At 61.6% G+C, this 13,108-nt stretch carries 12 protein-coding genes and 2 pseudogenes; 7 read left to right on the top strand and 7 right to left on the bottom strand.

Annotated elements, in window-relative coordinates; translation table 11 throughout:
* Window positions 1-52 precede the first annotated feature (52 nt).
* Window positions 53-922 carry an HD-GYP domain-containing protein gene (locus tag GEV39_RS18540; protein ID WP_223198360.1) on the top strand — a complete coding sequence of 290 codons (870 nt, stop codon included), beginning with the start codon at window positions 53-55 and terminating at the stop codon, window positions 920-922.
* Window positions 923-1,206: 284 nt separating this feature from the next.
* On the opposite strand, the pseudogene GEV39_RS18535 reads toward GEV39_RS18540, so the two are convergent.
* The 3 genes and pseudogenes from GEV39_RS18535 to GEV39_RS18525 form a co-directional block, all read right to left on the bottom strand.
* A pseudogene (locus GEV39_RS18535) lies at window positions 1,207-1,983 on the bottom strand (Tn3 family transposase); the annotation flags it as partial.
* Between the two features lie 415 nt (window positions 1,984-2,398).
* Window positions 2,399-3,901 (bottom strand): methyl-accepting chemotaxis protein, encoded by a 1,503-nt coding sequence (locus GEV39_RS18530; protein WP_151883860.1) that lies wholly within the window; start codon window positions 3,899-3,901, stop codon window positions 2,399-2,401.
* Between the two features lie 179 nt (window positions 3,902-4,080).
* Window positions 4,081-4,653, bottom strand: coding sequence for a DUF6436 domain-containing protein (locus tag GEV39_RS18525; RefSeq protein WP_125855394.1), 573 nt, complete (start codon window positions 4,651-4,653; stop codon window positions 4,081-4,083).
* Between the two features lie 101 nt (window positions 4,654-4,754).
* Here GEV39_RS18525 and GEV39_RS18520 point away from each other — a divergent pair, with 101 nt between their 5' ends.
* From GEV39_RS18520 to GEV39_RS18495, 6 genes and pseudogenes are all read left to right on the top strand, one after another.
* Window positions 4,755-5,054, top strand: coding sequence for a type II toxin-antitoxin system YafQ family toxin (locus tag GEV39_RS18520; RefSeq protein WP_196240184.1), 300 nt, complete (start codon window positions 4,755-4,757; stop codon window positions 5,052-5,054).
* Between the two features lie 126 nt (window positions 5,055-5,180).
* Window positions 5,181-5,756, top strand: a complete 576-nt coding sequence (locus GEV39_RS18515) for a recombinase family protein (protein WP_001173919.1) — start codon at window positions 5,181-5,183, stop codon at window positions 5,754-5,756.
* A gap of 32 nt (window positions 5,757-5,788) precedes the next feature.
* A pseudogene (locus GEV39_RS18510) lies at window positions 5,789-6,151 on the top strand (outer membrane protein); the annotation flags it as partial.
* Between the two features lie 149 nt (window positions 6,152-6,300).
* A complete protein-coding gene (locus GEV39_RS18505; RefSeq protein WP_009682561.1) occupies window positions 6,301-6,978 on the top strand; it encodes a response regulator in 678 nt (225 codons plus the stop codon).
* The gene (locus GEV39_RS18500; protein ID WP_173890778.1) at window positions 6,975-8,321 is read left to right on the top strand and encodes an ATP-binding protein; all 1,347 of its coding nucleotides are present in this window, start codon (window positions 6,975-6,977) and stop codon (window positions 8,319-8,321) included. The genes GEV39_RS18505 and GEV39_RS18500 overlap by 4 nt, the downstream gene beginning before the upstream one ends.
* Before the next feature lie 297 nt (window positions 8,322-8,618).
* Window positions 8,619-9,941 carry a dicarboxylate/amino acid:cation symporter gene (locus GEV39_RS18495; RefSeq protein WP_054911991.1) on the top strand — a complete coding sequence of 441 codons (1,323 nt, stop codon included), beginning with the start codon at window positions 8,619-8,621 and terminating at the stop codon, window positions 9,939-9,941.
* A gap of 561 nt (window positions 9,942-10,502) precedes the next feature.
* Here GEV39_RS18495 and tsaA read toward each other — a convergent pair.
* From tsaA to GEV39_RS18475, 4 genes are all read right to left on the bottom strand, one after another.
* Window positions 10,503-11,195, bottom strand: coding sequence for a tRNA (N6-threonylcarbamoyladenosine(37)-N6)-methyltransferase TrmO (gene tsaA / locus GEV39_RS18490; RefSeq protein ID WP_009682558.1), 693 nt, complete (start codon window positions 11,193-11,195; stop codon window positions 10,503-10,505).
* A gap of 6 nt (window positions 11,196-11,201) precedes the next feature.
* The gene (locus GEV39_RS18485; protein WP_029887591.1) at window positions 11,202-11,663 is read right to left on the bottom strand and encodes a YehS family protein; all 462 of its coding nucleotides are present in this window, start codon (window positions 11,661-11,663) and stop codon (window positions 11,202-11,204) included.
* 49 nt (window positions 11,664-11,712) lie between these two features.
* Entirely contained in the window at window positions 11,713-12,423 is a 711-nt protein-coding gene (locus GEV39_RS18480) for an rRNA pseudouridine synthase (RefSeq protein WP_173890777.1), read from the bottom strand.
* 109 nt (window positions 12,424-12,532) lie between these two features.
* Window positions 12,533-13,000, bottom strand: a complete 468-nt coding sequence (locus tag GEV39_RS18475) for a GNAT family N-acetyltransferase (RefSeq protein ID WP_173890776.1) — start codon at window positions 12,998-13,000, stop codon at window positions 12,533-12,535.
* Window positions 13,001-13,108 lie beyond the last annotated feature (108 nt).

Here is a 13,108-nt window from a genome sequence, read left to right as displayed (position 1 = left end):
GAGCGAAATGTGTTATGCACGGAAACTCTGTCTTGCGGCCAAGTCCCAAGTCATGGACATGTTCCAGGAAGCCCGGCTTGGCAAGGCCGTCGACCCAAGCACGACGTTGCCGCTGGTCGGAGAAATCGCTGCCTCGGTGCTGCGCCAACCTCATGCCCTCATCAGCGTCGCACGCATCAAAACGCACGACGATTACACCTACCTGCACTCGGTTGCCGTCTGCGCCCTGATGCTATCGCTGGCCCGGCATCTCGATCTAGACGAGGAGCAAACGCGCCTGGCTGGCATCGGCGGACTGATGCACGACCTAGGCAAGGCCGCGATGCCGCTGGAAGTGCTTAACAAACCAGGCAAGCTCACCGATGCCGAGTTCGCCATCATGAAGCGCCACCCTGTGGAGGGCGCAAAGATGCTGCGCGCAGGCGGGGCCGAGCCCGGGGTGGTGGACATTGCCCTGCACCATCACGAGAAGATCGACGGAACCGGCTACCCGGATCGCTTGGCCGGTGACGCCATTTCACTCCTGGCCCGCATGGGCGCAATCTGCGACGTCTATGATGCCGTGACGTCGGAGCGAGCCTACAAAAAGCCGTGGGACCCGTCCGCGGCGATGCGGCAGATGGCCAAGTGGGAGGGCCATTTCGACAAACGCATCTTCCACGCCTTCGTCAAGGCCGTGGGCATCTACCCCGTCGGCTCCTTGGTTCGCCTGTCCTCTCAGCGTCTGGCCGTTGTCGTTGAGCCGGGAATGGAATCACTGCTGACTCCCAAGGTTCGCGTGTTCTTCTCGCTACGCTCGAGAGAGCCGATCCCGATGCAGACCATCGACCTGGCGGCCACGAGTTGCAAGGACAGTATCACTGGCCCCGAAGACCCGACGCTCTGGAACTTCAAGAACCTCGACGACTTGTGGATGGAATAGCCCCCACAAAACGACGGCCCCGTGAGGGAGCCGTTGAACATCGTCGAGCGATGCCCGTCCAGGGAGGGATGGCCGAGCTCGATTCTCCAGAAGGTAGCTGGTGACACGAGTGTTGAGCCCACCCAACTAGGGTGACGGAAATTTCTGGGGTTCCGGCTTACATCCCCGGCATCCGTAGCGGCCTGAACTTCCCGTCTTCCAGCCTGCGGCTTTGCCGCCAAACGTAATCGCCGGTCAGGTTGATGTGCTCCCAGCCCAGCGGCGACAGGTATTGCAGCAGCTCGCCGTCCACCGGCTTGTCCGTGTCGCCCATCGCCCCAGTGGGCGGCGAAGGCGTGGCGGTACTGGTGGTTGACCAGCTCGGCCAGGGCCGCCGAATAGGTTTCGTCGCGGATGTGCCAGGCTTGCAGCCAGGACAGCTTGGCGTAGGTCAGGCCGGGGCTCGACTCGGACATCTTGGTTAGCCCGAGGTTGATCGCATCACCGAGAATCGCGGACAGCAGCAGCGCCCGATCTTTGGCCTCGGCACCGTTCTTCATGTGGGTGAAGTGGCGGCTGAAGCCCGTCCAGTCGTCCACGTCCATCAGCAGTTCGGTGATCTTGATGCGCGGCAATAGCTGGCTGGTCTGGTCGATCAGCGCCTGCGCGGTATTGGGCACCGCGGAATCCAGTGGGGTGATCTTCAGCCCGGACTCGGTGAGGATGACATCGGGCAGCTCGTTGTCCTTGGCCAGGCGGGTGACGGTGGCCAACTGTTCGTCCAGCAGCTGCAAGCGCTCTTCCAGGTACTGGTCGCTGTTCGGGTTGATCGCCAGGGGTAGGGCCTGCGCACGCTTGAGCGCGGCGAACTTCTCCGCCGGCAGCAGGTAGTCATCGAAGTCTCGGAACTGCCGTGATCCCCTGACCCAGATGTCACCGGAACGCAGGGCGTTCTTCAGCTCGGACAGTGCACATATTTCAAAGAAACGCCGGTCGAGGCCTTCAGGTGTTATAACCAGCGGCTTCCAGCGCGGCTTGATGAAGGCGATGGGAGCATCGGCCGGCACCTTGCGCAGGTTGTCGCGAACTTCACTGCCTCCGGGCAGCTTAGAAATTAGAAATGAACGCAGAAATGCTCAACTTCAGCTTCACCTAACGCGAGAAAGCTTCACCACTTCACTGCCCTTTGGGCAGCTTAGAAAAAGCGCAAAGGCTTCGGCTGAGCGAGATCCGAAAGGATCAAAACCTTCACCACCCTACGGGTGGATGCTTCACCTACCCCACGTCAGTGGGGCTTATACAAAACCGCCTTCGGGCGGTTTTGTCGTTTCTGCGGTGCGCATAACGCCGTTTATGTAAATCGGGTCAAGATCATACCGCGTGCCAGTGCAGGGCTCGCGCTGGCACGCGTCCGACCGTTAATGTCGGACTCGACACACAAACATCAGCCAAAAGTAGTCCGTAAGATTTGCCTACCAAGTCGGGGCTATTCAGCGCTTAGCGGCTAACGCGGAAGCGACCACTCAAACGGCTCAAACGATCGGCTAACTGGCTGAGTTGCTGGCCATCGTTATTAAGCTTGTTCGCATCGCCGAACGTTTGCTCAGCCACTTTTTGCACACTGTGCAGATGCTGACTGACTTCTGCACTGATGGCAGCTTGCTCGTGGGTGGCAGCGGCAATCAGCTCGTTCATTTGAGTAATGGCGCTGATGTCTTGCGCTACGGCGCCGAGCAGTTCGGCAGTTGCCTGACTGTCTCGTAGGCAGCTGCGCGCACTGTCTCGGCTTTCCTGCATGGCAGTCGCTGCTTGACGGCTGCCTTGTTGCAGGCCGCTGATGATTTCTTGGATCTCAGCGGTGGACAACGCTGTTTTCTGCGCAAGATTACGCACCTCGTCAGCCACGACGGCAAAACCACGACCATGCTCGCCAGCACGTGCGGCTTCAATCGCAGCGTTTAGGGCCAGCAGGTTGGTTTGATCCGCAATCGAACGGATCACTTCCAGAACCTTGCCGATTTTCTCGGACTGTTCTGCCAGCGCCTGAACCTCGGTTTCAGTAACATCGATTTGCGTGGCTAGTTTGCCAATCTCGCTACGCACATGGTTGACCGAGCGGCTACCCTCGGCAGCCTGTTGATTGGCGGTTTGAGCTGCCGTTGCGGCGCCATCTGCATGTCCAGCTACTTCGTCAATAGCGGTGCTCATCTGCAGCATGGCTGAGCTCATGTAGATGATTTCGCCTTGCTGCTGCTCCGCGCCGGAGCTTAGGTGGCCGGTGGTTTGCAGCAGACTGTCACCCATTTTTTGCAGGCTTTGGGTGTCTTTAATCACTTCACCGACCAACTCATCTAAGGTGCCGAGAAAGTGGTTAAAGCCTCGGCTAACTTTGCCCTGGGCACTGCTGCGGTAAACGAGGTTTATTTCGTCATCTTTCTCAGTGAGCTTTTCGGCCGCTTGTATCAGCGCCGCGCTTTCAACGGCTTCCGCGTGGGTCTGCATCGCCAAGTAAATCAGGATTGCGCTTTCGGCTACGACGTACATTGCATGCAGGAAAATGATCGGCCAACTGCCGCTCGGCAGTACAACCACGTCAACACCTTGTGCCTGCAATGCAAAGAAACTCAGGTGGTGCACTGCAATCACCAACGCTGCGACCACGATCGGCAGCCAGTCGCGGTAATAGACTAAGAAGGCCAGTAACACAAAGATGCTGAAGTGCATTTCCATCATGCCGCCGGCCTGGTTGATGTGCAGGGCCGCCATCACCATATACGCCGCGCCCATCACGCAACGCAACAGGCGTTGGCCGCTGATGAGCTGGTTAAGTACGCTCATTACTACAGCCGTACCACCACCGACCAGGAGCGCTTGACCCCAAGTGCCATTCCAGAACGCGAGGCCGAGCGAGTACACAAACATCAGCCACAGCACCCCCAGCATGATTCGGTCTGATTTTTGGTAGTGCTGTTGAAGGGTGGGGGAGAGGTTAGCTGACATGGTGAGAGGCTCGAGAGGTTGTGAAGTCGTGGTGAGTGCGGCAATCAATATACTTCTAAATAGCGTTAGCTTGATTTAGGCGAGCGGCAACTGCTCACAATTGCTGTATCGGCAAGTTGAGTCTAGGGATGAGCGTGAATTTGCGCATAATGCCGTAGCGCGCTGCCGGTTTGTGATCGTCAATTGCTCGGCCAGTCGCAGAAGCAGCCTACGGCCATTGTGTTGTTTGCGTGTACGGGTCTGCCAGCATTTAGGGCGTCTAAAATGGGCTCGATAATGCTGTTACTAGAGGTGCAGGTTGCGCCTTCACTGTAGGGGCCGAAGTATGCCAGTTGGCCTGTCCGGTCCCAGATTGCCACAGCCGGGCTGGCGGGGATTTTGTAGCTGCCGCTCAAGGCCGGTAAGGTTTTCAGGGCGTTCAGGACATCAGGTAATTGGCCGTGGCTACCTGGCGTTTGTACCGCGTAGAAACTTACACCCTGTGGGCCGAAGCGCTTGATCAGCTCGGTCAGGTGTTGCTGGTTGCCGATATTGCACGGGCAGGACGGATCCCAGAAATGTATCAGGCGGATCGGGCCTGGACCAGCAAGCTCATCAGGCAGGCGCAGCTGTTTACCGTAGAATAACGCGGTCTGCTCACCGAAGCTGCGCAGGTAGCGCGCTTCGTACCACCAGTAGGCGACTAGCATGGAGAGGCCCCAGAGCATAATCAGCAGGCTTGCTATAAGGGTTTTGCGATTCGGACGGGTCATGGGCAGTCTTTAATTTTCAGATGCGCAACTTACCATAGCTAGGGCTTACCAGCCCAAGCCACAGCCGTCGCTTTACCCCTAACTTATGCGACAAGCCAACATTGTCATTTTCAGAAGACGACTGCACCAGACAACGCGGTTTGAAGGCTGTTGTGCAGTCGTCTATTGAACGAACAGTATCAGGAGTCCGCTGCACGAATGATGACCTCAAGCCGGTTCTGGTCGCGCTGGCGACCGATCAGCCCCTGGATGTGCGATACCGCGACCACGATCTTTCCGGCGATTGGGCGGGCTACCGCGAATGCCACATCAAGCCCGACCTGCTGCTGATCTACCGCAAGTCCGACGCCGACACCCTGCGACTGGCGCGGCTTGGCTCCCATAGCGAGCTGTTCGGCTGATGCCAGTCGCCTTGTCCGCCAAACGATCATTAGGCGGCCAAACCGGACGCCTGTCCGAAAACATCTTGCGCAACGGGATGACGGACAATAAGATAGGCGGACGGTATAACGGACAAATTGGCGGAAATGGCACTCATCGGCTATGCGCGGGTATCGACGGCGGAACAGGACACCGCCTTGCAGACGGATGCGCTGCGCAATGCAGGCTGCGAACGGGTTTTCGAGGACACGGCATCCGGGGCCAAGGCAGACCGGCCCGGCTTGGCCGATGCGCTGGCTTATCTGCGCGATGGCGATGTGCTGGTCGTCTGGCGGCTGGATCGGCTTGGCCGCTCCCTGCCGCACCTGATTGAGACGGTCGGCAAGCTGGAAGCACGGGGCGTCGGCTTCCGCTCGTTGACTGAAAACATCGACACCACCACGCCGGGCGGACGGCTCATCTTCCATGTGTTCGGTGCGCTGGGCCAGTTCGAGCGCGACCTGATCCGCGAGCGCACCAAGGCCGGGTTGACCGCTGCCGCCGCACGCGGGCGCAAAGGCGGACGCAAGCCGGTTGTCACTGCCGACAAGTTGCAACGAGCGCGGGAGCTTGTCGCCAACGGCTTGAATGTCCGCGAGGCCGCCGCACGCCTCAAGGTAGGAAAAACCGCTCTCTACGCTGCCTTGCAGGCGGCCAGTTCTGGCAGTGCAGCCGACTCCTGATATTTCGTGCAGTCGCCTTCTGAAAACGACACTATGACAACGTCTCGGGCGATCACAGCGGCCTGAAACTGCGTCAGGAAAACCTGTTGGGCAGCTATGACCTGTTCCTGCCGGTGGGCGATACCACCAAACTGTTTGGTGGTGGCAGCCTGGGCATGACCAAGCTCACCCAGGACTCGCCAGGTGCCCGCCGCGATACCGACTACGGTTATGCCTACGGGCTGCAGGCCGGTGTGATCCAGGACATCACCGACAAGGCTTCGGTCGAGCTGGGCTACCGTTACCTGCGCACCAATGCGGCAACCGAAGTGGGCGCGCATGGCGGGCCGAAGGATGGCACCCTGCGCCTGAGCAGCAGTGCGCAGACTTACCTGGCGGCTTCCTACAAGTTCTGACGGCCTGCCGGGTTATCCTGTACCGGCCCCTTCGTGGCTAAAGCCGCTGCCACAGCGATCGCACAGGCCAGCAAACCTGTGTGCTTCCTGTGGCAGCGGCTTTAGCCGCAAAGAGGCCGGTACAGGCAATAGATGAAAAGGAGCTGCATATGAAACTGCTGGTGGTCGAGGACGAAGCCCTGCTTCGCCATCACCTCTACACCCGCCTGGGCGAAAGCGGCCACGTGGTCGAGGCGGTCGCCGATGCCGAAGAGGCGCTGTACCAGGCCGGGCAGTATCACTTCGACCTGGCCATCATCGACCTGGGCCTGCCCGGTATCAGTGGCCTGGAGCTGATCACGCGCCTGCGCAGCCAGGACAAGACCTTCCCCATCCTCATCCTCACGGCCCGTGGCAACTGGCAGGACAAGGTCGAAGGCCTGGCCGCAGGCGCCGACGACTACTTGGTCAAACCCTTCCAGTTCGAAGAGCTCGAAGCCCGCCTGAATGCGCTGCTGCGTCGCTCCAGCGGCTTCACCCAGTCGACCATCGCTGCCGGCCCGCTGGTGCTCGACCTCAACCGCAAGCAGGCCAGCCTCGATGCGCAGCCGTTGGCGCTCACGGCTTATGAGTACCGCATCCTCGAATACCTCATGCGCCATCATCAGCAAGTGGTGGCCAAGGACCGCTTGATGGAGCAACTGTACCCAGGCGATGAGGAGCGTGACCCGAATGTCATCGAAGTACTGATCGGCCGCCTGCGCCGCAAGCTGGAAGGCGAGCAGGGGTTCAAACCCATCGATACCGTACGTGGCCTGGGCTACCTGTTCACCGAGCGCTGCCGATGATTCGTTCCCTGCGCGTGCGCCTGATGCTGGCCGCCGCCGTGCTGGCGCTGCTGTTCATGCTGGGGTTGCTGCCCGCGTTACAGAAGGCGTTCAGCCTGGCCCTGCAGGAGTCGATCGAGCAGCGCCTGGCCTCGGACGTGACCACGCTGATATCGGCCGCGCGCATCGAAGGCGGCCAGTTGCAGATGCCCGAACTGCTGCCGGACGAGCGTTACAACCTGCCGTACACCGGCCTGCTCGGGTATATCTTCGACCGCGGTGGCCACCTGGTCTGGCAGTCCCGCGCCACTGCCGACCGGCACATCAACTACCGGCCGCGCTATGACGGGCGCGGCAACGAATTTGCCCGCATCCACCAGGCCGATGGTGAAGAGTTCTTTGTCTACGACGTCGAGATCAAGCTGCTGGGTGGCCAGAGCGCAGCCTACAGCATTGTCGCCCTGCAGCCGGTGAGCGAGTACAAGGCCACCCTCAGCGGCCTGCGCGAAAAGCTCTACCTGGGCTTCGGCGCCGCCTTGCTGGCGCTGCTCGTGTTGCTGTGGGCAGGCTTGACCTGGGGTTTGCGCTCGCTGCGCCGGCTAAGCCACGAACTGGATGAAGTGGAAGCAGGGGCGCGCGATGGCCTGAGCGGCGAGCACCCCCGCGAGCTGCTGCGCCTGACCCGCTCGCTCAACCGTTTGCTGCGCAGTGAACGCGAGCAGCGTACGCGCTACCGGGATTCGCTGGACGACCTGGCACACAGCCTGAAAACTCCGCTGGCGGTGTTGCAGGGGGTGGGCGAAAGCCTGCAGCAGCGCAGTGGCGAACGCGAACAGGCGCGGGTGCTGCAAAGCCAGATCGAACGCATGAGCCAGCAGATCGACTACCAGTTGCAGCGCGCCAGCCTGCGCAAGAGCGGCCTGGTGCGCCACAGTGTGCCGCTACGGCCTGTGCTCGACAGCCTGTGCAGCACGTTGGCCAAGGTATACCGGGACAAACGCGTGGAGGTGCAACGGGTGTTACCCGGGGCGGCCCAGGTGCCGATGGAGCAGGGCGCCTTGCTGGAGATGCTCGGCAACCTGCTGGAAAACGCCTATCGGTTGAGCCTTGGCCAGGTGCGCGTAAGCCTTGAGCAAGTGCCAGGGCGCCTGACCTTGTGCATCGAAGACGACGGGCCGGGCGTGCCGGTCGACCAGCGCGAGCGCATCCTCGAGCGCGGTGAGCGGCTGGACAGCCAGCACCCGGGGCAGGGCATCGGCCTGGCGGTGGTCAAGGATATCGTCGACAGCTATGACGCCGTGCTCAGCCTGGGGGACTCCCCACTGGGTGGGGCTGCGTTCAGGATTACCTTCAACCTCGATTGATTCACGGCCCGGGTGGGCGGATTCCCGCCAACATGCCTGTACAAAACCCGCCACCGGGCGGAAATCCGCCAGCTTTCCTCACCTTTATCGCCCCGTCGTTGGGCACTAATCCTTGCTAAACAAGGCATTTGCACCCTTGCTGGGCACTTTGGCACCACCCTTGCTATTGATCTACGCAGAGGCCTGCCCAGGCAGCTCGAACACAACGACAAATCCCTCCAGGTGCAGGAGGGTTAGCGATTCAGGTGCCCCATCACCCTGGGAAGGGTGAGCCGGCACACTTGAGGAAAATTAGCCATGACGACACGTCAGCCGCTGTACAAATCCCTGTATGTCCAGGTGTTGGTCGCCATCACCATCGGCATCCTGCTCGGCCACTTCTACCCGGAAACGGGCGTCGCGCTCAAACCTTTCGGTGACGGTTTCGTCAAACTGATCAAGATGGTCATCGCCCCGATCATCTTCTGTACCGTGGTCAGCGGCATCGCCGGCATGCAGAGCATGAAGTCGGTCGGCAAGACTGGCGGCTACGCGCTGCTGTACTTTGAAATCGTCTCCACCATCGCCTTGATCATTGGCCTCATCGTCGTCAACGTGGTCAAGCCAGGCGCTGGCATGCACATCGACGTCAGCACCCTGAACGCCAGCAGTGTGGCTGCCTACGCCGCCGCCGGTGCGCAGCAGACCACGGTCGGCTTCCTGCTCAACGTCATCCCCAACACGGTGGTCGGTGCATTCGCCAACGGCGATATCCTGCAAGTGCTGATGTTCTCGGTCCTGTTCGGCTTCGCCCTGCACCGCCTGGGCAGCTACGGCAAGCCGCTGCTGGACATGATCGACCGCTTCGCCCATGTCATGTTCAACATCATCAACATGATCATGAAGCTGGCACCGCTTGGCGCCTTCGGTGCCATGGCCTTCACCATCGGCCAGTACGGCGTGGGTTCGCTGGTGCAGCTGGGCTACCTGATGGCCTGCTTCTACATCACCTGCCTGTTGTTCGTACTGGTGGTGCTGGGCGGTATCTGCCGCGCCCACGGCTTCAGCGTGCTGAAGCTGATCCGCTACATCCGTGAAGAGCTGATGATCGTACTGGGCACCTCCTCGTCGGAATCGGCCCTGCCGCGCATGCTGGCCAAGATGGAACGCCTGGGTGCCAAGAAGTCCGTGGTAGGCCTGGTGATCCCGACCGGTTACTCGTTCAACCTCGACGGCACCTCGATCTACCTGACCATGGCTGCGGTCTTCATCGCCCAGGCCACCGACACCACCATGGACATCACCCACCAGATCACCTTGCTGCTGGTGCTGCTGGTGGCTTCCAAGGGTGCTGCCGGCGTCACCGGGTCGGGCTTCATCGTGCTGGCTGCCACCCTGTCGGCGGTGGGCCACCTGCCGGTTGCCGGCCTGGCGCTGATCCTCGGTATCGACCGCTTCATGTCCGAAGCCCGCGCCCTCACCAACCTGGTCGGCAACGCCGTTGCCACCGTGGTCGTGGCCAAGTGGGTCAAGGAAATGGACAACGACAAGCTGGCCTCGGAGTTGGCGTCCGGCGGTGCACCGCTGGTTGATACCCGCCCAACCGACGACCTGGGTGTGGCTGAAGGCCCGGCTCGTTGATAGCGGCTTGAAATGCAAAAAGGCGACCCCGGGTCGCCTTTTTCATGCCTACGCGGTTCTTGTATGAGCAACGGTCTTTCTCAAAATTTGAAAAGCCTGCGCGATTCATTGTAGGAGCGGGTTCACCCGCGAAAGGGCCAGGCCTGCGGGCCAGTTTCTGTCAGGCATTGTGCATTGCCGGCACCACCGTATTCGCGGGTGAACCCGCTCCTACATCGATCAATGATGCCGGCCCGGCCCCGCAGGGCTACCGGCCACCCCCACCCGTTGTAGGAGCGGGTTCACCCGCGAAAGGGCCGGGCCTGCGGACCGATTTCTGCCAGGCATTGTGCGTTGCCGGCGCCACCGTATTCGCGGGTGAACCCGCTCCTACATCGATCGATGATGCCGGCCCGGCCCCGCAGGGCTACCGGCCACCCCAGCCCGTTGTAGGAGCGGGTTCACCCGCGAAAGGGCCGGGCCTGCGGACCGATTTCTGCCAGGCATTGTGCATTGCCGGCACCACCGTATTCGCGGGTGAACCCGCTCCTACAATGGACAGCGAACAAGCCTGAATCGGGGTCAGGCCAGCACGACCTCCAACACCCGGATCGCCTCCGGCTGCGGGTAATGCCAGCGCACCTGCACATCCCAGAACCTCACCCCGTACACCCGTTCTGGTGCAGGTACCTGGTAGGCCGGGCGTGGGTCCTGGGCCAGGCATTGTTCGATCAGCGCCACCAGCGGCTCACCCAGCCGCAATGCATGCTCGCGGGCCTGCGCCAATGCGCTGTCGGCCCAGTGCACGGCAATGGCTGCAGGCGCGGCGCTGGCCATCTGGTTGCTGGCGCATGCAATGCTGTCGGCGTAAGGCACGTAGGGCTTGATGTCCAGCACCGGCGTGCCGTCCAGCAGGTCAATCCCGGACAGCAGCAGCCGCCCGGGTTCAACCCCCTCCAGACGCACCACCGACTGGCCGATGCCATTTGGCCGATGGGTGGCGCGGGTCGCGAACACGCCCATGCTCTTGTTGCCACCCAGGCGCGGTGGCCGCACCTTCAGGCGTGGCTTGTCTTCCAGCGCCTGGTGGAACAGGAACAGCAGCCAGACATGGCTGACCTGCTCCAGGCCTTCGACTGCTTCACCCTGGTCGAACGGCGGCAGCAGCTCCAGCACCCCGCGGGCGGCGGGAGCCAGCTGCGGTTGGCGCGGAATGGCAAACTTCTCCTTGAAGCATGAACGGACGATACCGACCGGGGCAACGGTGTGCTGCATGGTCACTCAGCCGCGCACGCGCAAAGTCAGGCCCTTGAGGAAGTTGCGCAGCAACTGGTCGCCGCACGGCCGGTAGTTGTCGTGGCCAGCTTTGCGGAACAGTGCGCTCAATTCCGGCTTGCTGACCGGGAAGTTCACGGACTTTAGGATCGCGTGCAAGTCGTCCTCCTTGAGTTCGAAAGCCACCCGCAGCTTCTTGAGGATCAGGTTGTTGGTCACCGGCAGCTCGATCGGTTGCGCCGGGCGGCTGTCATCCTTGCCGCGACGGTAGAACACCAGGCCGTCGAGGAAGTGCGCCATCACCCGCTCAGGGCAACGCACAAAGCCTTCTTCGTCTTCTTTCTTCAGGTAGGTGGCGAGCACCAGCGGGTGCACTTCGAGGCCGGAGAGGCCGATGATCTCGGCCATCTTGGCGTCGTTCACCTTGAGCATGTAGCGCAGGCTGCGCAGGACATCGTTGTGGTTCATTGCTGCTGAATCCTGTTCAGGTGCCGCGCGTTCCAGCGCGGCCTATTGCTTAGAAACGTTCGGTAGTGGCCACGTAGCGCCATTGGCCCAGCGGCAACTTGCCCATCGACACGCCACCCAGGCGAATGCGCCGCATGCCGACCAGCTCCAGGCGCAGGTAAGCGCACAGTTCAGCGATCTGCCCAGGCTGCGGATTTTTCAGGGCCATGCGCAGGTGGGTCTCGTTCTGCCAGCTGGCCTTGGCCTTGGGTAGCTCACGGTCGTTGCGCGTAGCACCGCGGGCCAGGCGCTCCAGCGCCTGGGGCGTGGTCTGGCCGCGCACTTCAACGATGAATTCCTGCTCCAGGCGGCGCAGGTCGGCTTCGATCTTGCGGGTCACCCGCCAGTCCTGGGTGAACACTTGCAGGCCACTGGCACCGCGCTCCAGTGGGGCGATGCAAGCCTGCCGGACAAAGTGCCCGTGCAGCGCACGCACGCCCTCGCGGTGGGCTTCGCTGAGGCTGCCCATGCTGATGCTGGCGCGGGCGCTTTCGCTGTCCATGCCGGCAGGCTGGTTCAGCAGCAGGGTCACCGGCTCCAGGGTCTCGGCGCGGGCGCCAGGCAACAGCTCGACGCGCTGTTGCCCGACCTTGAACTGCGGCTGCTCGATCACCACGCCATCGACCGTGACCCAGCCTCCTTCAATGTACAGCTCGGCCTCGCGGCGAGAGCAGCCAAGCTGCTCGATGAGGCGTTTGGACAGGCGGACGGGTTCGGACATGGCGCAATTCGCAGAGGCAGGGAAAGGTGACCATTGTACCTGCCCCTACGCGGTTGATGATGGGAATCTGTGTCAGTTGCGCCATTTCGGCGACCTGCTGGCGGCATATTCAGTCGCCGCTGCACTGGCCTGTGCCCCGCAGGCGCATATGCAGCAGGGGGTAGGGTTGGTTAAGGCCATCGGTAGGGGAGCGGCCGACTACCTCGAAACCTTCATGCAGGTAGAAGCCCAAGGCTTGCAGGTTCTGCTCGTTGACGTCCAGGGTTTCGGCATTGAGTTCGTTGATAGCGTAGCGCAGCAGGCGCCTGCCCACGCCCTGGCCACGGTAGGCCGGGGCAACGAAGAGCATATCCACCCGGCCGCTGGCGACTCCGGCAAACCCGCAGATACGCTGGCGGTCCTTGCAGCAGACCAGCATCACGGCGTCGAGGTAGCGGTACAGCACATGCTCACGCAGCAGCCGGATATAGGCATCGGGTAGAAAATCGTGGGTCGCGCGCACCGAGTCTTCCCAGACCTGGGCCAGTTCGGGGTAGTCGCTAAGGTGCGGGGTTTGCAGGGACAATGGCTGGCGCATCGGGGTACGTTCCTCTGGGGCTGAGGAAACGATAGATGCTAAAAGCGCAACAGGCCCAAGGATTGCCGGTGCGCCTGCACGGCCCATCATCGGCCAGGCAGCTCCCTG

This window comes from Pseudomonas sp. NY5710, from assembly GCF_013305665.1.
GTDB classification, from domain to species: Bacteria; Pseudomonadota; Gammaproteobacteria; order Pseudomonadales; family Pseudomonadaceae; genus Aquipseudomonas; species Aquipseudomonas juntendi.
Note: the sequence above shows the minus strand (reverse complement) of the source record. Positions and strands in the feature narration are given on the sequence as shown.